This window comes from Streptomyces sp. NPDC045021 (genome assembly GCF_056432645.1).
This window is the reverse complement of the sequence record NZ_JBWKIQ010000004.1, coordinates 177,703-200,320: the sequence shown is the minus strand read 5'-3', so window position 1 is coordinate 200,320 and position 22,618 is coordinate 177,703. Positions and strand designations below refer to the sequence as shown.

The window sequence follows — 22,618 nt, the reverse complement described above, 5'->3', positions numbered from 1 at the left end:
GCGAACTCCTGGATCATTTCTGGGAACGTGCACAGTCGCTCGATCAGCGACTCAGCCTAGATAACCGCATGGCAACAACCATTGACAAGTGTCCTAGAGGTTTCTCTACTGTGAACGCTCACAGTGCATGGATGGCAGCCGCACCGATGCGGCCGCCCTTGTCAGGGAAGCGAGCCCATGCGTACCTCTCTCATTGCCAAGGTCATGGCCGCCGCGGTTGGCGCGGCCCTCCTCACGGGCTGCGGCAGCAGCTCGGACGGCAGCAGCAAGGCACAGGACACCGGACCGGTCAGCCTCACCTACTGGGCCTGGGCACCCGGCCTGGACAAGGTCGTCGACATCTGGAACAAGCAGCACCCGGAGATCAAGGTCACGGTGAAGAAGCAGGCGTCCGGCGACGACCTGGTCACCAAGATCATCACGGCTGCGAAGGCCCACAAGTCTCCCGACCTGGTGCAGGCCGAGTTCCAGGCGCTGCCCACCCTGGTCAGCAATGACGTACTCGCCGACATCTCGAAGCAGGCCGGCGACGCGAAGAAGGACTTCGCGGACGGCGTGTGGCAGCAGGCCACCCTCGGCTCGGACGCGCTGTACGCGATCCCGCAGGACACCGGGCCGCTGATGTTCTACTACCGCCAGGACCTGTTCACGCAGTACGGCCTGACGGTCCCGACGACCTGGGACGAGTTCGCGGCGACCGCCCGCGCCCTGAAGCAGAAGGACCGCGGAAAGTCCCTCACCACCTTCTCCAGCGGCGACCCCGGCCTGTTCGCGGGCCTGTCCCAGCAGGCCGGCGCCAAGTGGTGGACGACCAGCGGTGACAAGTGGAGCGTCGGCATCGACGACGCAGCCTCCAGGAAGGTCTCCGAATTCTGGGGCGACCTGGTCAAGGAGGGCGCGATAGACAACCAGCCGATGTACACCCCGGCGTGGAACAAGGCGCTCAACACCGGCACCCAGATCGCCTGGGTCAGTGCCGTCTGGGCGCCCGGCGTACTCACCTCCGCGGCCCCCGACACCAAGGGCAAGTGGGCCATGGCCCCGCTCCCGCAGTGGGTCAAGGGCCAGAGCACGACCGGCAGCTGGGGCGGCTCGACCACCGGCGTCACCAACGACTCGCAGCACAAGGACGCCGCCGCGAAGTTCGCCAAGTGGCTCAACACCGACCCCACGGCGGTCGCCGCCCTGGTGAAGGAGGGCGGCATCTACCCCGCCGCCACCGCGGCCCAGACCGGCAGCGCGCTCGCCACGGCCCCCGACTTCTTCGCCAACCAGCCGGACTTCTACACCACGGCCGCCCAGATCGCGAAGAACACCGCCCCCGGCGCCTGGGGACCGAACGTCAATGTCGCCTACAGCGCCTTCAAGGACGCGTTCGGCAAGGCCGCCCAGAACAAGTCGGACTTCGGTGCCGCGCTGAGCACCATGCAGCAAACCACCGTCGGCGACATGACCAAGCAGGGGTTCAAGGTCTCCTGATCATGACCTCCACTCGACCGGCCGCCACGAAGGCCACCCCCGCGCGCGCGTCACATGTGCGCAGCGCGGGGCCCCGCATCGCGCCGTACGGCTTCCTCGTCCCCGCGGCCGTCCTGTTCGCGCTGATCTTCGCCCTCCCCATCGGTTACGCGGTCTACCTGAGCCTCCACAAGGTGGAGATCAGCGGCCTGGGGTTGGGCAGGAACGCCCGGCACGAGGTGTGGGCGGGCCTGTCCAACTACACCGGCGTCCTCCACGACAGCGAGCTGCTCGACGGCACCCTGCGCATCGCCGGGTACGGGGCGATCGTGGTCCCCACCATGCTCGGACTCGCCCTCGTCTTCGCCCTGATGCTCGACGCCCAGCGGACCCGGCTGCGCGGCTTCACACGACTGGCGATCTTCCTGCCGTACGCGGTCCCCGGCGTCGTCGCGGCGCTGCTGTGGGGGTTCCTGTACCTGCCCACGGTCAGTCCGTTCCACTACCTGCTCGGCAGGATGGGCCTGCCGGAACCCGATCTGCTCTCCGGCGGCGCGATGTTCGGCTCGCTGGCCAACATCGCGGTCTGGGGCGGCACCGGCTTCAACATGATCGTGATCTACACGTCGCTGCGCGCGATCCCCGTGGAGATCTACGAGGCGGCCCGTATCGACGGCTGCTCGGAGCTGCAGATCGCGCTCCGCATCAAGATCCCGACGGTGGCGCCCGCTCTCGTCCTCACCTTCTTCTTCTCGGTGATCGCCACCCTCCAGGTGTTCAGCGAGCCCACCACTCTCAAGCCGCTCACCAACTCCATCTCCACCACCTGGAGTCCGCTGATGAAGGTCTACCAGGACGCCTTCGTCCGCGGGGACATCTACTCGGCGGCCGCGACCTCCGTGGTCATCGCCGTGGTGACCCTCGTCCTGTCCTTCGGCTTCCTCAAGGCCGCCAACTCCCGCACCACCCAGGGAGCCCCACGATGAGCGCCACCATCGCCCCCGGCGGCCGCAGCACCGTCCCGACCGCCGGTACCACCCCCGGCACCGCACAGGGCCCGCCGAAGAACAGGCGTTCGCGCCGCCCGGGGCTGATCCCCACCGTCGTCCTGCTGGCCGGCGCCGGGTACTGCCTGCTGCCGGTCGCCTGGGTGCTGGTCGCCTCGACCAAGAGCAGCCGCGAGCTCTTCTCGACCTTCACCTTCCTGCCCGGCAGCGGATTCACCCAGAACGTCGCCGACCTGTCGGCGTACCGCGACGGCGTGTACTGGCAGTGGATGCTCAACTCCCTCTTCTACGCGGGCGTGGGCGCACTGCTGTCCACGGCGGTCTCCGCGCTCAGCGGCTACGCGCTGGCCAAGTACCGCTTCCTGGGCCGCGAGTCGATCTTCAACGTGCTGCTGACGGGCGTGCTGATGCCACCCGTCATCCTCGCGATCCCGCAGTACCTGCTGATGGCCAAGGCCGGACTCGCCGACAGCTACACCTCGGTGCTGCTGCCGAGCATCCTGTCCCCGTACGGCATCTATCTCGCGCGGATCTACGCGGCCGCCGCCGTCCCGGACGATGTGATCGAGGCCGCCCGGATGGACGGGGCGAGCGAGTGGGGGATCTTCACCCGCATCGCGCTGCCGGTGATGGTGCCGGGACTGGTGACGGTCTTCCTGTTCCAGTTCGTGGCCGTCTGGAACAACTTCCTGCTGCCGTACATCATGCTCGGCGACGACGAGAAGTTCCCGGTGACCCTGGGCCTCTACACCCTGCTGCAGCAGGGTGCGTCCGCGCCCGCCCTGTACACGCTGGTCATCACCGGCGCGCTGCTGGCGATCGTCCCGCTGATCGCATTGTTCCTCGTCATTCAGCGGTTCTGGAGCCTGGATCTGCTCTCCGGCGCCGTAAAGTCCTGACCAGCACTGCACCTTCGTGAAGGACACTCTGCATGAGCCGTACAGACCGGCGACGCCCCCCGACGATCCATGACGTGGCACATGAGGCCGGAGTCTCGCGTGGCACGGTGTCGCGGGTGCTCAACGGCGGCCACAACGTCAGCCCGGCGGCACTCGAAGCGGTCAACGCGGCCATCCGCAAGACCGGTTACGTCGTCAACCGGCATGCCCGCAGCCTGATCACCGGCCGCTCCGACTCGGTCGGCTTCCTGCTCACCGAGCCGCAGGAGAGGTTCTTCGAGGACCCGAACTTCAACGTGCTGCTCCGCGGTTGCACCCAGGCGCTCGCCGAGAACGACATCCCGCTGCTGCTGATGATCGCGGGCACCGAGTCCGAACGCCGACGGATAACGCGTTACATCACCGCCGGGCACGTGGACGGCGTCCTGCTCGTCTCCAGCCACTCGGGCAACCCGATGGCCGAGCGGCTGCAGCAGGCGGGCGTACCACTGGTGGCCTGCGGGAAGCCGCTCGGCCACACGTCGAAGGTCAGCTATGTGGCCGCCGACGACCGGGACGGGGCACGGGAGATGGTCCGCCATCTGCTCGACTCCGGCCGCCGCCGCATCGCCACCGTCACCGGGCCGCTCGACACCCCCGGCGGCGTGGACCGGCTGGCCGGCTACCGCGAGGTGCTCGCCGAGAGCGGGCTCGCCGTGGACGAACTGCTGATCGCCGAGGGCGACTACAGCCGCGCGGGCGGCGAGTCCGCGATGGACACGCTGCTGGAGCGGGCGCCGGACCTCGACGCGGTCTTCGTCGCCTCCGACCTGATGGCGCAGGGCGCCCTCAACGCCCTGGAGCGGGCCGGGCGCCGCGTCCCGCACGACGTCGCCGTCGGCGGTTTCGACGACTCCCCCGCCGCGCTGGGTACGCGTCCCCCGCTCACCACCGTCCGCCAGCCGTGGGACCGGATCAGCACGGAGATGGTGCGGGTGCTCCTCGCCCGCATCGCGGGCGAGGAGCCCTCGACGGTCATCCTGCCGACAGAACTCGTCGTCCGGATGTCCGCCTGACGGGGCGGGGTGCACGGGCCGGTCGGCCGGGAGCCCGGGGGTCCCGGCCGAACTCCTGGGGACACCTCTCTCATGGCACTGCTGTCGCTGTTACAGCTCGGGCAGTTGGGCGGGGCGGGTGACCGCGACGTCCGGGATGTCGCGGTCCAGTCCGCACAACGCGCCGTCCGGCAGCAAGCGCTGCGCGTGCAGGTCAAGGGCGATCAGGCGGGCGACCTCGATGGCCCCGTGTGTCTGGAAGTGGGTGTTGTCGGACACTCCATCGGGGTAGTTGGGGTTCTGGCCCGCCGCGAGCCAAAGAAAGTGCTCCTTGGTGGTGTCCGGACCGAGCGTGTCCCACAGGGCGAGACTGCGGGCCTGGAGATCGACCAACGGCACGCCCTCCTGCTCGGACAGTGCGGCCATGGCGGCGGGGTAATCGCCGTGCGACGCCACTGCGCGGCCGGCGGCGTCGAAGCGGCGGCGCTCCACCGGGGTGACCAGCACGGGATGAGCGCCGCGCTGCCGGGCGCCGTCCAGATAGGTGCGCAGGTACGCCTGGTAGGTGGTGTACGGGTCGGTGCCGCGGGCCGGGTCGGTGGTCTTCTCGTCGTTGTGGCCGAAGGAGATCAGCAGCCAGTCACCGGGCCGGATGTCGCGCAGGATGTGGTCGAGCAGGCCCGCGTCCTCGTAGCTCTTGGAGCTGGAGCCGGACAGGGCCCGGTCGTCGACCGTCACTCCGTGCGGGGCATTGCGTTCTCCCAGGGGGCGACCCCTGTAACTCGAACCCCCGAAGAACACCGGCAGCGCCTGGGCCCATCCGGTTCGGGGCCCGGTATCGGTGGCGTAGATCGAGGCGGTCGAGTCACCTGCGGCATAGACGGTGAATCCGTGCTTCCTCACCGGACCGGTGCGGCGTGGGGTGAGCTGCGGGGTCCATTCGCCGAGCCAGTCCGCGACGGTCTGCTCCGCGGCCTCCGCCGCGCTGAGCTGGGGCCGGTTGGCGGGGAGCGAAATGACCGCCCCCGGGCCGATGTTGGCGTACTCGCGGAAGCGCATGGTCTGCCAGGGGTAGGCCTCTCGCATGTCGGTGTACGGGGTCGCGGCGTCGATGCCGGTGCCGAGCCAGGTGTCGCGGACGGTGAGCATCGGCCAGGCCGTCGTCTCGTACGAGGGCACCCAAGGGCGGGCGATCTTGTACGCGGCGTCCGGGGCGCCGCTGGTGATCCGCGAGCGCAGAGCCAGGAAGCCGTGTGGGTTGGCGCGGGCAGTGCTCGGCGCGAAGACCATGCCGTAGGGAGTGAAGTTCACGGCCCGGTCCAGGGTGTGGAATTGGCACCGGTCGAACACCGCTGCGGCCCGGCCGAACACGAAGTCGACGTCGCCTTCGATGTAACAGTCCCGGTAGTAGTGCCGGTCGAAGGCGTTCAGGGAGCCGGTGTCCGCGAAGAGGGTGTCCTGGTGGGCCAGCAGCCGGACGTGGTCGAAGAAGGTGCGATCGCCGGTGGCGTAGACGGCGACTGCCTGCGTGCCGGTGATGTCCGGGTGGTCGGCGCGCAGCCAGTCGTTGGCGATGGTGAGGTCGCGCACGGCCAGGCCCGGTGCGGCGGAGGTGAGGGTCGCGGAGCCGGCCGTGCCGTAGGTACCGCTGCCGTCGGGCTTCTGCATGCCGTTGGCGTTGTCGTACACGATGACGACATCGCGTGGGTCGCCGGTGGCGCCGGTCAGGGTCAGCCCGGTCTTGGAGACGCCGATGTTCACGGTCTCCCGATAGGTACCGGCGGCGAGGACGATCGTCCAAGGCCGGTCAGGGCTGTCCGGGGTCGCGTCGACGGCCGCCTGGACGGAGTCGCCAGGTCGGATGAGCAGAGTGCGTCGACGGGCCTCGGCGGCGAACGCCGTGCCGGTACCACCCAGTGCGGCCGTTGCCGCAAGGGCTCCTGCGGCGAGGAAGGTTCGGCGGCTGGTCGTCATCGGCACTCGCCCCACGGAGCCCAGTCGCCGAACCAGTTCGCGCGGGTCTGCACGGCCGCTTCGCCGGCGGTGAGTTGCGGCCGGTTGTCGGGGACCGGGATCAACGCGCCCGGGCCGGTGTTGCGGTATTCGCGGAAGCGCTGGCTCTGCCACGGGTAGGAGGCCGACATGTTGGCGTACGGCTCGGGCGCGTGAATGCCGGGGCCGAGCAGGCTGTCGCGGACGGTGAGCATCGGCACGGCGGTGGTGTCCGAGCTGGGCACCCACGGGCGGGCGAGCCGGTAGAAGCCGTCCGGGGCCGCGCTGCTGATCTGCGAACGGACGGCCAGGTAGCCGTACGGCGTGGCGGCGGCGGTGCTGGGCGCGAAGACGAAACCGTACGGGGCGGAGGCCAGGTCGGTGCGGTCCAGGGTGTGGAACCGGCAGGAGTCGAAGACGGCGGTGGCACGGCCGAAGACGAAGTCGATGTCGCCTTCGGCGTAGCAACGGTGGAAGTACTGCCGGGCGATGGTGGTCCTGGCCGGAGTGTCGGCGTACAGGGTGTCCTGGTGGCCGAGGAATCGGCAGTCGTGGAAGGCGGCGCGGTCGCCCGTCACCTTGAGGGCGACGGCCTGGGTGCCGGTGATCTCCGGGTGGTCGGCGCGCAGCCAGTCGTTGGCGAAGGTGACATGGCGGGCGGTGAACCGGTCGGCCTGGACGGTGGTGGTGGCGGAGCCGGAGGTGCCGTAGGTACCGGACCCGTCGGGCTTCTGCGTGCCGTTGGCGTTGTTGTAGACGATGACGGTGTCCCGCGCGTCGCCGGTCGCGCCGAGCAGGGTGAGGCCGGTCTTGGTGGCGGGAACGTTGACCGTCTCGCGGTAGGCCGCCGGGGCGAGGACGAGGGTCCATGGCGCTGCGGGGCCGTCCGGGGTGGCGGAAACGGCGGCCTGCACGGTGGTGTGATCACCGCGGCCCCGCGGGTCGACATACAGAGTGTGGTCGTCGCGGCGTCGGGCGGGCGAGCCGTAGCGGCCGATCGGCCGCGCGGGGTCCGGGGCGGCGCCGGTGAATCCGGTGACGGAGCCGACGGCCGCCGCGGCGGCGCCCAGGACGGCGGCTCTGCGGGTGAGGGACATGGGGCCACTCCTTCGGTGGGGTGAGCGGTTTGCCGGGCGGGCCGGATTCTGTCGGCCCACCCGGCGTTCGAGCATGCGATCGCGTTACAGCCGCCCGGCGCCCGCGCCGCAGTCGACGATGTGCGGGACCGCGGTCGGGCGGTCGACGCGCGTGCGCAGCGTGGGGGTCCAGCCCGCGTCACCGGCGATGGTCGTGGTGGGGTGGGCCGCGTTGAACGCGCCGAGCAGATCGGTCTCCTTGCCGTTGACGACGTTGTGGTCCTCCGTCATCGCGGTGCCCTTCCAGTACGCGATGGTCCGGTCGGCGCCGACGGAGGCGGGCAGCGTGAACGCGTTGGCTTCGGCGACGAGTTGGGACTGGTAGCCGACTCCGAGGCTGTAGACGTACTCCTGGCCCGAGGTCACGACGTAGTGGTTGTTGTAGGCGTCGACCTGGCCGAAGCGGACCCGTGGCGCTCGTTCGGTGATGCCCTTGAACAGGTTGTGGTGAAGGGTCACGCGCAGCTTGCCCGCGTCGGTGGCGGCGGCGCTGTCGCTGTTGCCGAACAGCAGGGTCTTGTCGTGCTCGGTGAAGGCGTTCCAGGACGCGGTGACGAGGTCGGCGCCCTTGACGACATCGAGCTCACCGTCGTGCTGCTGGTAGATCCGTCCGAAGTAGAACGGCTGGGCGACATCGGGGCGGCGGCCGTCGGTGAAGGTGTTGTGGTCGATCCAGACGTGGGTGGCGCCGTAGACGACGAGGTTGTCGTACTCGGAGTTCCAGTTGCCGGTGGCGCCGTCGGTGGGGTCCCACTGGGGGAAGCAGTCGAAGGCGTCCTCGAAGGTGAGGTTGCGGACGATGACGTTGTCCGAGCCCTTGACCTGGAGATCGAGGGCGAGCAGCTTGGCCTGTTTGCCGAGGCCCACGATGGTGGTGTTGGAGCCGACCGTGAGCTCGACGCGCGCTGCCTGACGGGCGGCGGAGGCGGCGCGGGCGTCCTCCTGCGCCCCGGTGGGCACGGTGGCGGCGCCCCAGGTGGTCGGGTCGTACGCGGCCAGGTAGGCGTCCAGGGTGTAGCCGCCGGTGGCGTAGTCCGCGCAGGCGAGCGGCTGCCCGGCGTCGTCGGTGTTGCCGTCGATGGTGCCGTTGATCTGGATGATCTTGGGGGTGGCATCGCCGCCGTTGAGGGCGGCGGCGAGCTGCGCGCGGGTGCTGACGGTGAAGACGTGGGCCGCGTCGGCGGCAGCGCCGCCGGTGGTCCCGGTGCCGGCGGACGCCCAGCCGTCCCCTGCGGGCAGTGTGGCGCGGGCGGGGGACGGATGGGCTGCCTGCGCCGGCACGGCCAGCGCCAGGGAAGCGCAGCCGACCAGTGCAGCAATTACATGGGCATGACACATTCTTCTCATTGCGGCTCCCGCTGAAAGGAAGTGAACCGGGTGGTTGAACGGATCCGCTGCACGGTGCGCCGAGCGGATCCGGTGACGCGGATGGGACCGCTGCGGGGCGGCGGTTGGAGCGCGCGCCCCGCCGCGGAGATCAGCTCTTGTGCTTCTTGTAGTCCGCCTGCGCGGCGTTGAGCTTGTTCGCGAGCTTGTCGGCGAAGTCCTTGGCCGAGGTCTTGCCGAGCAGCAGCTTCTGGAAGTCCGGCTCGGAGTCGGCCTTGGTGATGCTGTTCCAGTCCGGCAGGTAGTACGGGAACTGCACGATCTTGGTGTTGGGGTCGTTGAGTGAGTCCATCGCGGCCTTGGTCGGCTTGGCGTCAGTGATCCACTTGTCCCCCGCGGTGCCGATGTTGGCCGGTATCGCGCCCGCCGACTCGTTCCAGAGGCTGTTCATCTCGGCCGAGGCGGCGAACTCGATGAACTTCCAGGCGGCGGCCTTGTTCGTGCCGGACTTGAACAGCCCGAGCCCGTCGACCGGGTTGGACACGACCGTCCGCACCCCGCCGTCGGTGGACGGCGGCAACGGGATGCCGTCGATCCGGTCCTTGCCGAACGCCTTCACGTGGTCGTTGTACGAGCCGAGGTTGTGCTGCAGCATCCCGATGCTGCCCTGGTCGAACTCGGCGACCATCTTCACGAAGTCGTTGTTGAGGTCGGCCTCGGGCGTCGCCTTCTTGTACAGACCGGTGTACTTCTCCAACGCGGTGATGTTCTTCGGGTCGTTGACCGTGGTCTTGTCGCCGTTCCAGAAGGTGTCGATCCCCGACTGGGCGTACATCATCTCCAGCGCCTGGGCGATCGAGCCCTTCCCGCCGCGCAGCGTGAACCCGAACTTGTTGTTCTTGACGTCCGTCAGCTTGTCGGCCGCCGCGTACAGACCCGCCCAGGTGGTCGGCGGTTGCAGCCCGGCGGCGGTGAACAGATCCGTGCGGTACCACAGCGTGCCCTGGTTGGCCGAGGTCGGCACCTCGTAGAGCTGCTTGGCATCACCGCCGGCCGCCAGGACGCTGGTGACCATGCCGGTGACGAGCTTGCCCTTCAGCGCGCTGCCGTCGATGCGATCGGTGAGCGGTTCCAGGGCGTTCTGGGCGACCATGTTGGCCAGATAGGCCGTGCCGACGCCGCCCACATCGGGCAGTCCCCCGCCCGCGATGGCGGTGTCGTACTTCTTCTGCACATCGGCGATCGGGATGCCGACGTACTCGACCTTGATGTCCGGGTTCTTCTTCTCGAACGCGGCGATGATCTGCTTCCAGACCGCGGTGCGCACGCCACCGTTGTTGTCCCAGAAGACGATCTTCCCCTGGCCCTTGCCCTCCTCGCCGGACGTGCTGCCGGAGTCGCCACAGGCGGTGGCGGTGAGCGCGAGCGTGGTGAAGAGCGCCGTGGCGGTGATCAGACGGGCTCTGCGGTGCGGCTTCTTCGGTTCTGACATGGCGGCTCTTTCGGTCGTGGGATCCGGTCGTCGGATTCGGTTGTGGGATTCAGGGGGCTGGGATTCAAGGGGTGATGCGGAAGGCGGTGAACCCGGCCGTTCCTGCCGGGCCCCGCCCTTCAGGTGCGGTGGCGAACAGTCCGAGCTGCGCGCCGAGGTCGGCGGTCCACGCTCGCTTCATACGACCCGCCCTCCGGTCATCGTGCGAGCCAGCGCCGCGGCCTCGTCGCGGCCGAGCCGGCCGTCCGCGACACCGGTCACGATCCGCCGGGTGAGGGTGGCCGCGGCCGGGATCGGCAGCCGCTCCCGCGGGGCGAGGGAGGAGCCGACGCCGGGGTACTCACCGGTGCGCACGAACCACGGGTCCGGTCCGCTGAACACCAGCGTCCAGTCCTCGCCGGCGAGCGCGAGCCAGTCGGCCGGGCGGCCGTGCACCGCCTCCTCACCGTCGGCGTCCGCGCTGAACACCTGCGGGGGCCGGCCGCTCTTCGGTGCCCGCCAGAAGAAGCCGCCGTATCCCGCGCCGGGCCGGCCGTTGGTGGCCGGGCTGCCGACGCTCAGCCGCCGGCCGGTGGTGTTGGTGAGCGCGAAGGTGAAGTCGAGCGCCCAGGCGGTGTCGTCGACCTGGCGGACGCCGACGGTGCGCTGCTCGTACAGCAGCTCACGGCCGCTCGCGATCCAGGACAGCTCCTCGACGAAACCGCCGCCGGTCCGGCGGAGCCAGCCGCCGTGCCGCTGCACCCCGTGGTTGTCCAGCTCGGCGGGTCCCTGGCCGCGGACGAAGGTCCGGCCGCCCCAGAAATTGTGTCCCTCCACGTCCGGGACCGCGACGCTCACGCCCAGATGGTGAGGGTGGTCCTCCGGCATCAGCTCGGTGACCGCCACGCCGCCCAGGGTCAGGAGCGGGTGCAGATACGGGCGCGGGGAGAGCCCGATCTCCAGTTCGGGCCGGTGGACATACCGGCCGACGACGCGACGGCCGCAGCGCAGTGCGAGGGAGGGTGGCATCAGCAGTGCACCTCCCGCGCCGCCCGCGACACGGCCCAGGGCGCGCCGAGTTCGGAGAAGAGTGCGAGCCGCTCGGCAGCGGCCTCGACCAGACCGTCGACGCCCGGGACCACGCGTCGGTGGGAGCGCTCCCCGGCAACGGCACGCCACAGCCGGCCGGGGACCGGCAGCGGATCGGCGGCGGTGCGGATCGCCTCGACGACCTTCATGAAGGCACCGGTGGCGCGTGGCGGGACGAGCAGTTCCTCGCCGTGCGCGATGTGCGCGAGGAGGTTCTCCAGCAGGTCGGTACGCGGGTGGACGCGCTCCTCGGGGCCGTGGGAGGCGCGCTGCAGCAGCACCCGGTCCTGCTTGTACCAGAACGTGATGCGCCCCTTGGTTCCGTGCACGGCGATGTACGGTTCGGCCGCGGTCTCGGCGCACAACGTGGCGGCGACGGTGACCGGGGTGCCGCGCGCGGTCCTGATCCGGACGACGGAGGTGTCGTCGGACTCGATCTCGTTGGCGCGGAACAGCTCGGTCTCGATCGCGGCCACGTCTGTCGCGCGGTCGCTGCCGTCCAGTCGCAGGGCGGTGGCCACGGCGTGCGCGAGAGGGTTGGTGAGCACGCCGTCGACCACGTCGACGCCGCGCAGGGTGCGCCGCCCCGACCAGGCGGCACGGGTGAAGTAGTGCTCGTCACGCACCCAGTTGCCTGCCGCGCCGATGCCCCGTACGCAGCCGATCGCGTCGTCGGCGATCAGATCGCGCACCGCGGTCACGGCCTGCGAGCCGAGCGACTGGAAGCCGATCTGGCAGGCCTTCCCGCTCTCCTCCATACCGGTGACCAGCCGTTCGTACTCGGCGTACGACGGCGCCGGGGGCTTCTCCAGCAACGCGTGCGCGCCATGGGCGGCGGCGGTCAGTGCCAGGTCGGCATGGGTGTGGATCGGAGTGCAGACGATCGTGACGACGGCGCCCGTCCGATCGATCAGCTCCCCCAGATCGGCCCCCTGCACCGGCGTTCCGAGTCCGGCGAGCCGTTCCTTCTCCAGCGGCGTCACATCGCACACCCCGGCCAGGCGTACGGCTCCGGTGGCAGTGAGCCGGCGCAGGTTCTCCAGGTGCCAGTGCCCGTGGCCGTGCGCGCCGGCCAGTACGACGGGTATCGCTCCCATGCCGCTCACCCCTTGACCGCGCCGGCACTGAAGCCTGTGATCAGCCACTTCTGGATGAAGGCGAAGACAATGACCACCGGCACCGCCGCCACGACACCGCCCGCGGCCAGCGCCCCCAGGTCGACGCTGTCGGCGCCGATCAGGGTGTTGAGGCCGACCGGGATCGTCTGCTTGTCCTGCGAGCTGAGGAACATCAGCGCGAACAGGAAATGGTTCCAGCTGTGCACGAAGGCGAAGGAGCCGACCGCGATCAGGCCGGGACGCAGCATCGGCAGCACCACCGCGCAGAACCCCCGGAAGCGCGAGCAGCCGTCCACCCAGGCGGCCTCCTCCAGCGCCATGGGCACGTTCTTGATGAAGCCGCTGATCAGGATGATGGAGAGCGGCAGTTGGAACACGGTCTCCGCGATGATCACGCTCCACAGCGAGTTGATCAGCTGCAGGTTCCTGAAGATCTCGAAGAGCGGAACGAGCATCAGCGCGCCGGGGATGAACTGGGAGCACAGCAGTCCCAGCATGAAGGCGTTCTTGCCCCGGAATGGGAAGCGGGCGAGCGCGTATCCACCACACAGCGCCACCACGGTGGTGGTGATCAGGGTGGCGACGCCGACCAGCATGCTGTTCTGGAAGTACATCCCGAAGGAGCGTTCGTTCCAGACCTTCGCGAAGTGCTCGGTCGTGGCGGGCCAGGGCACCAACGACGTCGATCCCGTCGGGCGCACCGCGAACAGCAGCATCCAGTAGAACGGGATCAGGGTGAACAGCAGATACAGGCCGAGCGGCAGATAGATCTGCCAGCGGGGTGTGCCGTCGTCCACCGCGCGCCTGCGCCGCCGGACGGTGCGCGGTGGAGTGGTGCCGGCGGGGGGCATCGCGAGGGTGCCCTTCTCCGCGAGTGCGGCGGTCATGTGCGGTCGCCTCCGAACTTGCTCAGGCGCAGATAGAGAATCGAGCAGAAGAGGAGGATCACGAAGGCGACGGTGGTCAGCGCCGACGCGTAGCCGAAGTCGTGTCCGTCGATTCCGGTGTTGGCGACGTACAGCGGCAGCGTGGTCGTCTGGCCGGCCGGTCCGCCGCCGGTGAGGGTGTAGAGCAGGTCGACGTTGTTGAACTCCCAGACCCCGCGCAGCAGCGTGGACAGCACGATCGCGTCCCTCAGGTGCGGCAGCGTGATGTGGAACAGCTGCCGGTACCGGTTGGCGCCGTCGACCGAGGCCGCCTCGTACAGCTCCTTGGGAATGGACTGGAGGTCGGCGAGGATGAGGATCGCGAAGAAGGGGACACCGCGCCAGAGTTCGGCGAGGACCGCGGCCCAGAACACGGTGCCGGTGTCGGAGAGCACCGAGGTGCCGTAGGTGCCGATGCCGGCGTCGGCGAGGTAGCGGCTGAAACCGGTGGACGGGTTGTAGAGCAGCATCCAGATGGTGGTCGTGAGGACGCCGGAGACCGCCCAGGGCGAGAAGACCAGGGCGCGGGCTATGCCCCGGCCGATGAAGGTCTGGTTGACCAGCAGCGCCAGCACCAGTCCGAGGGCGAGTTGCAGGCTGACCTCGACAACGACCCATTGGGCGCTGAAGCCCAGGCTCTGCCAGAACAGCGGGTCGTCGGTGAAGATCCTGGTGAAGTTGGAGAAGCCGGCGAAGCCGTTCCGCCACGGCTTGGTGACGTTGTAGTCCTGCAGGCTGTAGTAAAGAACGCTGATCATCGGGTAGGCGATGAACCCGAGCATCAGCAGGGCTGCCGGGGCTATCAGCAGGTACGGGAGGCGCCGGTTGCGCCGCCGGGGTGGTTTCGCCACGGCGATGGCCATGACCGGAACTCCTTCACTACGGGGTAAGCGCTTGCCGAATGGTGTGCGACGCCCCGCGCGGAACGATGCAGCGGGGCGGGTGCGGGCTACGGGTTGCGGGCTGCGGCTGCGGGCTGCGGGAACGGCTGCGTCGGGCGATCAGCCCGCGTAGGGCTCGGGCACTTCCCCGGGCCTGGCCAGGAAGCGGAAGTCGCATCCGGTGTCGGCCTGGGTGATCTGCTCCTGGTAGAGAGCCCCGTAGCCGCGTGTGAAGCGGGGCGGGGGCGGCTGCCAGGCGGCTCGACGGCGTTCCAACTCGGCGTCGTCCAGCTCCAGGTGCAGCCGTCGCGCCTCCACGTCAAGGGTGATCAGGTCGCCGGTGCGGACCAGGGCGAGCGGGCCGCCGACGTACGACTCGGGTGCGATGTGCAGGACGCAGGCGCCGTAACTCGTGCCGCTCATCCGCGCGTCCGAGATCCGGACCATGTCGCGCACCCCCTGTTTCAGCAGATGGTCGGGGATCGGCAGCATCCCGTACTCGGGCATGCCCGGGCCGCCGAGCGGGCCGGAGCCACGCAGGACCAGGACACTGTCGGCGGTGATGTCGAGGGCCGGGTCGTTGATGGTGGCCTGCATGGTCCGGTAGTCGTCGAAGACCACGGCGGGGCCGGTGTGCTTGAGCAGCTGGGGCTCGGCGGCGATGTGCTTGATGACGGCGCCGTCCGGGCAGAGATTCCCGCGCAGCACGGCGAGACCACCTTCAGCGGCCAGCGGGTTGTCGCGGGGCCGGATGACGTCCGGGTTGTGGACGAGAGCGCCGTCGAGCTGCTCCCTCATGGTGGAGTGCGCGACCGTCGGACGGTCCAGCTGCAGTACGTCCGTGAGTTGGGCGAGGAAGCCGGGCAGGCCGCCCGCGAAGTGGAAGTCCTCCATCAGATACCGGCCGCCGGGCCGCAGGTTCGCCAGCACGGGGACCGTACGGGCGATGCTGTCGAAGTCGTCCAGGGTCAGCTCGACGCCGGAGCGTCCGGCCATCGCGATCAGGTGGATCACGGCATTGGTGGAGCCGCCCAGGGCGAGCACGGTGGCGACCGCGTCCTCGTACGCGGCACGGGTGAGGATCTTCGACAGTCTCAGGTCCTGCCACACCAGCTCCACGATGCGCGCGCCGGAAGCCGCCGCCATCCGCTCGTGGCCGGAGTCGACCGCCGGGATCGAGGACGCTCCGGGCATCGTGACGCCCAGCGCCTCGGCCGCGGCCGTCAGCGTCGAGGCGGTGCCCATCGTCATGCAGTGGCCGGGGGAACGCGCGAGCCCGTTCTCCAGCTCGGCCATCTCGCAGTCGCCGATCAGCCCGGCCCGCTTGTCGTCCCAGTACTTCCACATGTCCGTACCGGAGCCGAGCACCTCGTTGCGCCAGTGCCCCGGCAGCATGGGTCCGGCCGGAACGAACACGGCGGGCAGGTCCATGCTGGCCGCGCCCATCAGCAGGGCCGGGGTGGACTTGTCGCAGCCGCCCAGCAGCACGGCGCCGTCCACCGGGTACGAACGCAGCAGCTCCTCGGTCTCCATGGCGAGGAAGTTGCGGTAGAGCATCGGGGTGGGCTTCTGGAAGGTCTCCGAGAGGGTGGAGACGGGGAACTCCAGCGGGAAGCCGCCCGCCTGCCACACCCCGCGCTTCACCGCCTGGGCGCGCTCCCGCAGGTGGGAGTGGCAGGGGTTGATGTCGGACCACGTGTTGAGGATCGCGATCACGGGCTTCCCGAGGTGTTCCTCGGGAAGGTAGCCGAGCTGCCGGGTACGGGCCCGGTGGCTGAACGCGCGCAGGCCGTCGGTGCCGTACCAGCGGTGGCTGCGCAGGTCCTCCGGAGACTTCCTCATATCGCCCAGTCCTTGATGACGGCGGCGACTTCGGCACGCTGCGACTCGGGCAGCTGACGGCTCGGCGGCCGAACCTCCCGGCGGCACAGGCCCAGCGCGGCCAGCGCCTCCTTGACCACGGTCACGTTGTTGGCGGACTGCTGCGCCGCCCGCAGATCCTCGAAGGGCCGGATCTGTTCCCAGATCCTCATCGCGCCCGAACGGTCGCCGCCGCGCAGAGCCTCCAGCATGCCCAGTGACACGGACGGGGCGACGTTGACCAGGCCGGAGGTGAAGCCGGTTGCGCCCATCGCCCAGTAGGCCGGCGCGTACAACTCCGCCAGTCCCGCCACCCAGACGAAGCGGGCGAGCCCGGCGTCACGAGCGAAGGCCGCGAAGCGTGCCGCGTCCGGCACGGCGTACTTCGCGCCGATCACGTTCGGGCACAGGTCGCCGAGCAGGGCCAAGCGGTCGCCGCCGAGCAGCGGGTTGCGGATGTACGGAACCACTCCCAGTTCCGGAACGGACTCGGCGATGGCGCGGTGGTAGTCCACCCATCCGTCGTGCGAGACGTAAGGGTGGACGGGCTGATGCACCATCACCATCTGCGCGCCGGCGTCCCGCGCGTGCCGGGCGGCGGCTACGGCGGTCGGCACGTCGTGACCGACACCCACCAGGACGACGGCCCGCCGTCCGGAGGTCTCGGCGAGTGTGTCCTCGACGACCGTGAGCCGCTCCGCGGGGGTGAGAGCGTAGAACTCGCCGGTGTTCCCGTTGGGGGTGAGCGTCCTGACGCCGCCGTCCAGGAGCCTGCGGAGCAGGAGCCGGTACGCGGAGCGGTCGATCGCCCCGTCGGCGTCGAAGGGGGTCACCGGGATCGCGACGACATCGGCGAGCGCGGCCTGGAGTTCGAAGCGGTCCATCAGGCGCCCGCCTTCTCGTCGTCGGGGAACGCGCGGCGGACGAAGTCCGAGATGTGGGTGTGCAGCAGCCGGGCCGCGCCGTCCGCGTCGCCGGCGAGCGCGGTCCGCAGGATCTCCTGATGCTCGCGCGCCTCCTGCTCCCAGGAAGGGGAGGCAGCCCAGGCGACGGTCGACACGAGAGCCGCCTGATCGCGTACTTCGTCGAGCATCCGCGCCAGCAGCGGGTTGCCGCAGGGCAGGTACAGCGCCCGGTGGAAGTCCCGGTTCGCCAGGCTCCGGTCGGCCCGGTCCTCCGCTCCCTCGGCCCGTACCAGCGCGTCCTGAGCCGCCGCCAGGGACTCGTTCCTGACGATGCTGCGGCGCAGCGCCTCGGGCTCCAGCAGCAGCCGTACGTCGTAGATCTCGCGCGCCATGGCCGCATCGACGGTCCGCACGGTGACGCCCTTGTACTGGCTCATCACGACGAGCCCGGTACCGGCCAGGGTCTTGAGCGCCTCGCGCACCGGGGTCTTGGAGACCCCGAACTGCGCCGCGAGATCGGCCTCGACCAGTGGCTGTCCCGGGCTCAACTGCCCGGTCAGGATTCCGTGCTTGATCGCCTCCAGCACGTACTGCGTCCGGGAGGGGATCGGGGCGGGAGCAAAAGTCATGTGCGCTCTCAGATCTCACGTATCGCGTCTCATATATGACGTACGAAGTACGACGCGATGAAAGTTAGAGCCGCGTCGGAGGTTCGTCAATGCTTTGAACAAAAACAGCTCCGGCACCGGACCGGCCCGCCGCAGGAGGCTCCCGCGACGGGCCGGATCATGGGTCAACGGGCCTGTGATCAGCCGACCTTGCCGGTGCCCGTGCCCGCACGGACCTCGGCGGCCACCTGCGCGGTGGGGTCGAGAGTGACCGCGTAGGGCGGGCTGGTGAAGGTGCCGGTGCGGGTGATGACGGGCGTGGCGCCGCCGTAGTCATTGCCGCCGGCGTTGGCGTACCCGTCGACCGGACTGTCCTCGGTCGTCCACACCGGGAGGTTCACGTTGACGAAGACATTGTTCTGGACCAGGCACTGGGCTTCCATCAGGCAGTGGATGCCACTGGTCGGAGCGTTCTCGAAGAGGTTGTTGTAAGCGTGCAGATGACCGAAGCGGATACGCGGCAGCCGCGCCTCCACGTTGCTGAACCAGTTGTGGCCGTAGGTGACGCGGATGCTCGCGTCCTCGCTGCCGTTCTTGTCGCTGTGGCCGACGAGCGAGCCCTTGAAGTGGTCGTGCAGATGGTTCCAGGAGACGGTGACGTCGGTAGAGCCGTGATTGATGTCGAGCAGACCGTCGTAGTAGTCCTTGTCGTGCAGGCGGTCGTTGAACAGCTCATTGTGATCGATCCACACATGGTCGGACTTCTGGATCTGGATGAGGTCGACGGGTGCCTTGGCGAGGGAGATCCGCAGATTCCGGACGATGACGTTGTGGGCCTTCTTGATGAAGAGCCCGGCCCCGGTGAGACCGGAGTTGGCACCCACACCGACGATGGTCTTGTCCGAGGTCACGTAGATCTGGTCGCTGCCCCGCAGCATTCCGGAGATCTTGATGGTCTTCGCGCCCGCCGACCCGGCTTCGGTGGTGAGCTGGGCGATCGTGGTGACGGTGACGGTGGTGCCGCCCGCGCCGCCGGTCGTACCGGCGCCGTATCCGAGGGGCGCGCTCTCGAAGGCCGCCGCCACGGCCGCGGCCGGCGCGGATCCGGTCGCGGCCGGGGCGGTTGCGGTTCCGGGCGCGGTGACCAGTCCGGTCACCGCCAGTGCGAGGGTCGCTAAGGGCGCGAGGACGGCGGGGACAGCCCGCCGGGGCAAGGTACGTGATGCCATGTCGGTCCTCCATGGGGGGATGCGGTTGCTCCACCGCGTTCACGGTTCAAGGTCGATGTTCATGTCCGTGAACGATGGGGCCGGTGACGAAATTAGAGAGCAAGCGCATACATGTCAATGACGTGGACATCCTTTTGTTCAAAGGGAATTGAGGAGCAAGCGCTTGTCCTCGAGCATGCGGCGACGGCCGACCAGGGAGGTGGTCGGCCGACGCCGTGCGGGAGGTGCGTCCTCTCAGCCGATGGTGAGTTGGGTGACCGAGTAGGCCGGGAAGGTGCGGGTGAAGGTGGCTCCCAGTCCGGTCACCGCCGTCGTGACCGGGGTGACGTGCTGGGGGTCGGTGATGGTGTTGGTGTCGGACGGACTGGTGGAGGTCAGGGTGACCGCGGTGCCGGTGGTCGGGACGGCCGCGCCGGCCCCGGTCAGGTGGACGGTGATCGACTGGGGATTGCCGCCCGGGTTCACGACGGTGATGTAGTACTTCCCGGTGCTGGACGAGCGGCTGACCACCTGGTTGACCGTGCTGGTGCCGGCGTACGAGGCGGCCAGGATCTGGTCGCCGTGTGCGGCTGCCATCATCTGCTGGACGTAGGCGCTGGGAGAGTTGTAGCTGGTCGAGGCGTCGAAGGCGATCAGATTGGTGTTCCACTGGACGCTGTTGACGTTGGCCAGCAGCGGGGCGTACGCCTCCATGGCCACCACATCGGAGTTGCGTTGCAGGTTGGTCAGCCACGAGGCGTCACCGATGGCGCCCGCCAGCGTCGGGGTCGGCCGGCCGACCTGCGATGCCCACTCTCCCTCGAACACCTTCGGGCCGCTGCGCGAGTAGGTGTCGTAGGCGTTGGCGTTCGCGTTGAACCAGCCGGGCGAACGGTAGTTGTGCAGGTCCAGCACATCGGGGGTGCGTGCGGAGACGGTGGTGGTGGCGATCAGTTTCAGCGCCGGATAGGCGGCTCTGATGGCATCGTGGAACTGGGCGTAGCGGCCGTTGCTGCCGTCGTAGCTGCCGGTGGTGTCGAACCAGTCCTCGTTGCCGACCTCGACGTACTTGAGGGCGAACGGCGCGGGGTGCCCGTCAGCGGCGCGCCTGGCACCCCAGGTGGTCGTGACGTCCCCGGTGATGTACTGGATCTCGTCCAGGGCGTCCTGGACGTACGGGGAGAGCTGGTCGAGCGGGACGACGTCGTGCTGCAGCGAGTAGCCGGCGTAGACCCCGAGGACGGGCTGGGCGCCGAGGTCCTCGCACCATTCGAGGTACTCCAGCAGGCCGAGGCCGTCCGTGGACCAGTAGCCCCAGGGGTCCTGGTGTCCGGGCCGGGTCTCGGTCGCGCCGAGGGTCTTCTTCCAGTCGAAGCGTTCGGCGACCGTGTTGCCCTCGAGGTAGTTGCCCCCGGGGAGCCGGATGAAGGAGGGCTTGAGTGCCTTCATCTTGTCCATCAGGTCGACCCGCAGCCCGTTGGGGCGGTTGTTGTAGGTGGGCGGGAAGAGCGACACGTTGCCCAGCCACAAGGTGGCACCCGCGGCGCTTTCTGAGGAGATCACGAAGCGGTTGGCGGAGCCGGTGGGCGCGCCGGCCGCGGTCTTGAGGGTGACGGTGTACTTCTTCCAGGCCGTGGTCGGCGCGGGGATGGTGGCCGTCGCATAGGCCGTACCGCCGGTGCTCTCCAGCGAGAGCTTGAGCGGTCCGGTGAAGCCCGCGGCGGCCTTGGCGTACAGCGAGGCGGTGTAGGTGGTGGACGGCTTGACCGGGATGCCCCAGAAGCCGCTGTTGGCGACGCCTGCCCGGTTGCCGGCCGAGGCGCTGGTCAGCGAGACCTTGAGGGACCGGGTCAGCGCGGTGTTGAGGGGGTTGGTGGTGTCCAGTGCGATGCTCGCCGATCCGCTGGTGGAGCTGACGGCGGACCAGGAGGTCGGGCTGCTGGAACTGGCCATCAGCGAGCGGTTCTGCAGCAGCTCGCCGTAGAGGCCGCCCTCGCCCGAGTGGTTGATGTCCTCGGTCATCAGGCCGAAGAAGTCGCTCGGCAGGGTGTGGGCCGCGCTCGCCGCGTTGATGGACAGGGTGCCGTTGCCCTGTCCGAGGAGGGTCTCCAGTTCGGGAGCGGTCACGGGGTGGTCGTAGAGCACAACATCGTCGATGGCGGCGTTGGCGAAGTCGACCGGGTTGCCGTTGAATTTGCCGCGGCCGACCGCCGTGCCGGCGGAGGCCTTCCACGGAGTGGTGTAGGCGACCGTGGACTGCAGGATGCCGTTGACGTAGAGCCTCAGTTGGCCGGCCGCGTTGTCGCTGACGCCGGTGAGGTGGTACCAGGTTCCGGCAGTCGGGACCGCCGTCGCGTCGGCGTGACGAGCGGTGGCCGTGGAGCTGTCGGACGCCAACCGAGTGAAGGCGAACTTCCCGGTGTCACCGCGTAGTTGGAGGTAGAAGCCGGAGACGCCGACACCGTCGAGGCTCGCGAAGGTCTGGTAGCCGGTGAGGGTGTTGGGCTTGACCCAGGCGGAGACCGAGAAGGATTGCGAGGTGTCCGTCGCGGCGGAGGTGGAGGTCGCGGACGAGGCGGCCGTGCCGTTGGACTGCAGCGCGTAGGCGCCGGTCCTGCCGGTGGTCCAGGCGGCCGTGGCGCCCAGCGTGAGCGGATGGCCGTGACCTGAGGTGTCCGCGGCAGATGTCCCGGTGCCCGCGTCGAAGGCCCAGTGCGCGGGCTGGTCCAGCGCGGTCACCTCGGAGGCGGCCAGGGCGCCGGTGTAGAACCGTAGGTCGTCCACGCCGCCGTTGAGGTAGTCCACGGGGTTCCCGGCGTACCTGCCGCGGCCGACCACCGCGTGCCCGGTGGCCTTCCATGGGGTGGTGTACGGAACGGCCGTCTGCAGCTTACCGTTGACGTACAGCGAGAGCGTGCCGGCGGCGGAGTCCTGGACGCCGGTGAGGTGGTACCAGGTACCGACGGCCGGGCCGTCACCGGCGGCGGCGACCGCGGCCGTCCCGGTGGCGTCGGAGGACAGCCGGGCGAAGGCGAAGGTCCCGGTGTCGCCGCGCAACCCGAGGTAGAAGCCGCTGACGTTCGCACCGTCGATGCTGACGGCGGTCTGGTAGCCGTCGGTGTTGTTGAGCTTCACCCAGGCGGAGACGCTGAAGGAGGCGGAGGTGTCGACGATCGGGGCACCGAGGTCGATGTTCCCGGTGCCGGTGCCGTTCGTCGCGACGCTCCCGGCTCCGACCTGTCCTGCCGCGTGGGTGGCGCCGGCCGCGAGGGTGCCCGGGTGCGCACCGCCGGAATCGTCGGCCGCGGTACTGCCGGTGGCCTCGTCCAGCGCCCAGTGCCCGGCGAGGGCGGTGACCGCGGCTGCGGGGGTGGCCGCGAGGGGGACGAAACCGACGGTGAGGAGCGCCGCGCTCGCGGCGAGAGCGGCAGCGGTACGCAGCCGTTGCCGGCGATGACGGTGTGGCCTGTGGGACCAGGCGAAGTGCATGGGTCTCCCTTGAAAGGTGGGGAAGGGTGGATTCCATGGCGTGTTCGGTTTCGGGTGGTTCCGTGACGGGCGCGGGTGCCGTGCGGGGAGCCCGGCGCTATCTCCGCCCGGCTCCCCGCACGCCCCCGTACCGCACGGCCGCGCGTGCCTTACCGCACGGCCGTTGCGGCGTCCACCGTCCCGTCGATCAGGCACGGTGACGGAACGTCAT

General features: G+C 69.4%; 17 protein-coding genes and 1 pseudogene. 4 read left to right on the top strand and 14 right to left on the bottom strand.

All coding sequences use genetic code 11. The features are described from left to right. Positions 1-177 precede the first annotated feature (177 nt). The 4 genes from AC07DC_RS15050 to AC07DC_RS15035 are packed head-to-tail and all read left to right on the top strand — an operon-like array spanning position 178 to position 4,419. On the top strand, positions 178-1,479 hold the full coding sequence (locus AC07DC_RS15050) for an extracellular solute-binding protein (RefSeq protein WP_478914817.1): 1,302 nt from the start codon (positions 178-180) through the stop codon (positions 1,477-1,479). A gap of 2 nt (positions 1,480-1,481) precedes the next feature. Further along, positions 1,482-2,444: a carbohydrate ABC transporter permease gene (locus AC07DC_RS15045; RefSeq protein ID WP_478914816.1), complete on the top strand. Its 963-nt coding sequence runs from the start codon at positions 1,482-1,484 to the stop codon at positions 2,442-2,444. Then, positions 2,441-3,364, top strand: a complete 924-nt coding sequence (locus tag AC07DC_RS15040; protein WP_478914815.1) for a carbohydrate ABC transporter permease — start codon at positions 2,441-2,443, stop codon at positions 3,362-3,364. The genes AC07DC_RS15045 and AC07DC_RS15040 overlap by 4 nt, the downstream gene beginning before the upstream one ends. A 32-nt stretch (positions 3,365-3,396) precedes the next feature. Then, a complete protein-coding gene (locus AC07DC_RS15035; RefSeq protein ID WP_478914814.1) occupies positions 3,397-4,419 on the top strand; it encodes a LacI family DNA-binding transcriptional regulator in 1,023 nt (340 codons plus the stop codon). Between the two features lie 90 nt (positions 4,420-4,509). Here the strand turns inward: AC07DC_RS15035 and AC07DC_RS15030 are convergent, their stop codons facing one another. The 14 genes and pseudogenes from AC07DC_RS15030 to AC07DC_RS14965 form a co-directional block, all read right to left on the bottom strand. After that, on the bottom strand, positions 4,510-5,301 hold the full coding sequence (locus AC07DC_RS15030) for a rhamnogalacturonan acetylesterase (RefSeq protein WP_478915136.1): 792 nt from the start codon (positions 5,299-5,301) through the stop codon (positions 4,510-4,512). Between the two features lie 27 nt (positions 5,302-5,328). Beyond that, positions 5,329-6,372, bottom strand: a pseudogene (locus AC07DC_RS15025) (pectinesterase family protein); the annotation flags it as partial. Continuing rightward, the gene (locus AC07DC_RS15020) at positions 6,369-7,487 is read right to left on the bottom strand and encodes a pectinesterase family protein (protein ID WP_478914813.1); all 1,119 of its coding nucleotides are present in this window, start codon (positions 7,485-7,487) and stop codon (positions 6,369-6,371) included. The gene AC07DC_RS15020 and the pseudogene AC07DC_RS15025, both read right to left, overlap by 4 nt. 84 nt (positions 7,488-7,571) lie before the next feature. Beyond that, positions 7,572-8,864 (bottom strand): pectate lyase family protein, encoded by a 1,293-nt coding sequence (locus tag AC07DC_RS15015; RefSeq protein WP_478915135.1) that lies wholly within the window; start codon positions 8,862-8,864, stop codon positions 7,572-7,574. A gap of 139 nt (positions 8,865-9,003) precedes the next feature. Next, entirely contained in the window at positions 9,004-10,344 is a 1,341-nt protein-coding gene (locus AC07DC_RS15010; RefSeq protein ID WP_478914812.1) for an ABC transporter substrate-binding protein, read from the bottom strand. Between the two features lie 177 nt (positions 10,345-10,521). Then, positions 10,522-11,352, bottom strand: coding sequence for a DUF6807 domain-containing protein (locus AC07DC_RS15005; RefSeq protein ID WP_478914811.1), 831 nt, complete (start codon positions 11,350-11,352; stop codon positions 10,522-10,524). Continuing rightward, entirely contained in the window at positions 11,352-12,509 is a 1,158-nt protein-coding gene (locus AC07DC_RS15000) for a Gfo/Idh/MocA family protein (RefSeq protein WP_478914810.1), read from the bottom strand. The genes AC07DC_RS15005 and AC07DC_RS15000 overlap by 1 nt, the downstream gene beginning before the upstream one ends. 5 nt (positions 12,510-12,514) lie before the next feature. Next, positions 12,515-13,417, bottom strand: coding sequence for a carbohydrate ABC transporter permease (locus tag AC07DC_RS14995; RefSeq protein WP_478914809.1), 903 nt, complete (start codon positions 13,415-13,417; stop codon positions 12,515-12,517). Continuing rightward, the gene (locus AC07DC_RS14990; protein WP_478914808.1) at positions 13,414-14,319 is read right to left on the bottom strand and encodes a carbohydrate ABC transporter permease; all 906 of its coding nucleotides are present in this window, start codon (positions 14,317-14,319) and stop codon (positions 13,414-13,416) included. The genes AC07DC_RS14995 and AC07DC_RS14990 overlap by 4 nt, the downstream gene beginning before the upstream one ends. A 138-nt stretch (positions 14,320-14,457) precedes the next feature. Next, a complete protein-coding gene (gene araD, locus AC07DC_RS14985) occupies positions 14,458-16,179 on the bottom strand; it encodes an L-arabinonate dehydratase (RefSeq protein WP_478914807.1) in 1,722 nt (573 codons plus the stop codon). Next, positions 16,176-17,081: a dihydrodipicolinate synthase family protein gene (locus AC07DC_RS14980; protein WP_478914806.1), complete on the bottom strand. Its 906-nt coding sequence runs from the start codon at positions 17,079-17,081 to the stop codon at positions 16,176-16,178. The genes araD and AC07DC_RS14980 overlap by 4 nt, the downstream gene beginning before the upstream one ends. Next, positions 17,081-17,731, bottom strand: coding sequence for a GntR family transcriptional regulator (locus AC07DC_RS14975; protein WP_478914805.1), 651 nt, complete (start codon positions 17,729-17,731; stop codon positions 17,081-17,083). Before AC07DC_RS14975 ends, AC07DC_RS14980 begins: the two co-directional genes overlap by 1 nt. 179 nt (positions 17,732-17,910) lie before the next feature. Then, complete coding sequence (locus AC07DC_RS14970) at positions 17,911-18,939, bottom strand: pectate lyase family protein (RefSeq protein ID WP_478914804.1); 1,029 nt, start codon at positions 18,937-18,939, stop codon at positions 17,911-17,913. 234 nt (positions 18,940-19,173) lie between these two features. Beyond that, positions 19,174-22,407, bottom strand: a complete 3,234-nt coding sequence (locus AC07DC_RS14965) for a LamG-like jellyroll fold domain-containing protein (RefSeq protein ID WP_478914803.1) — start codon at positions 22,405-22,407, stop codon at positions 19,174-19,176. Between the last annotated feature and the right edge of the window lie 211 nt (positions 22,408-22,618).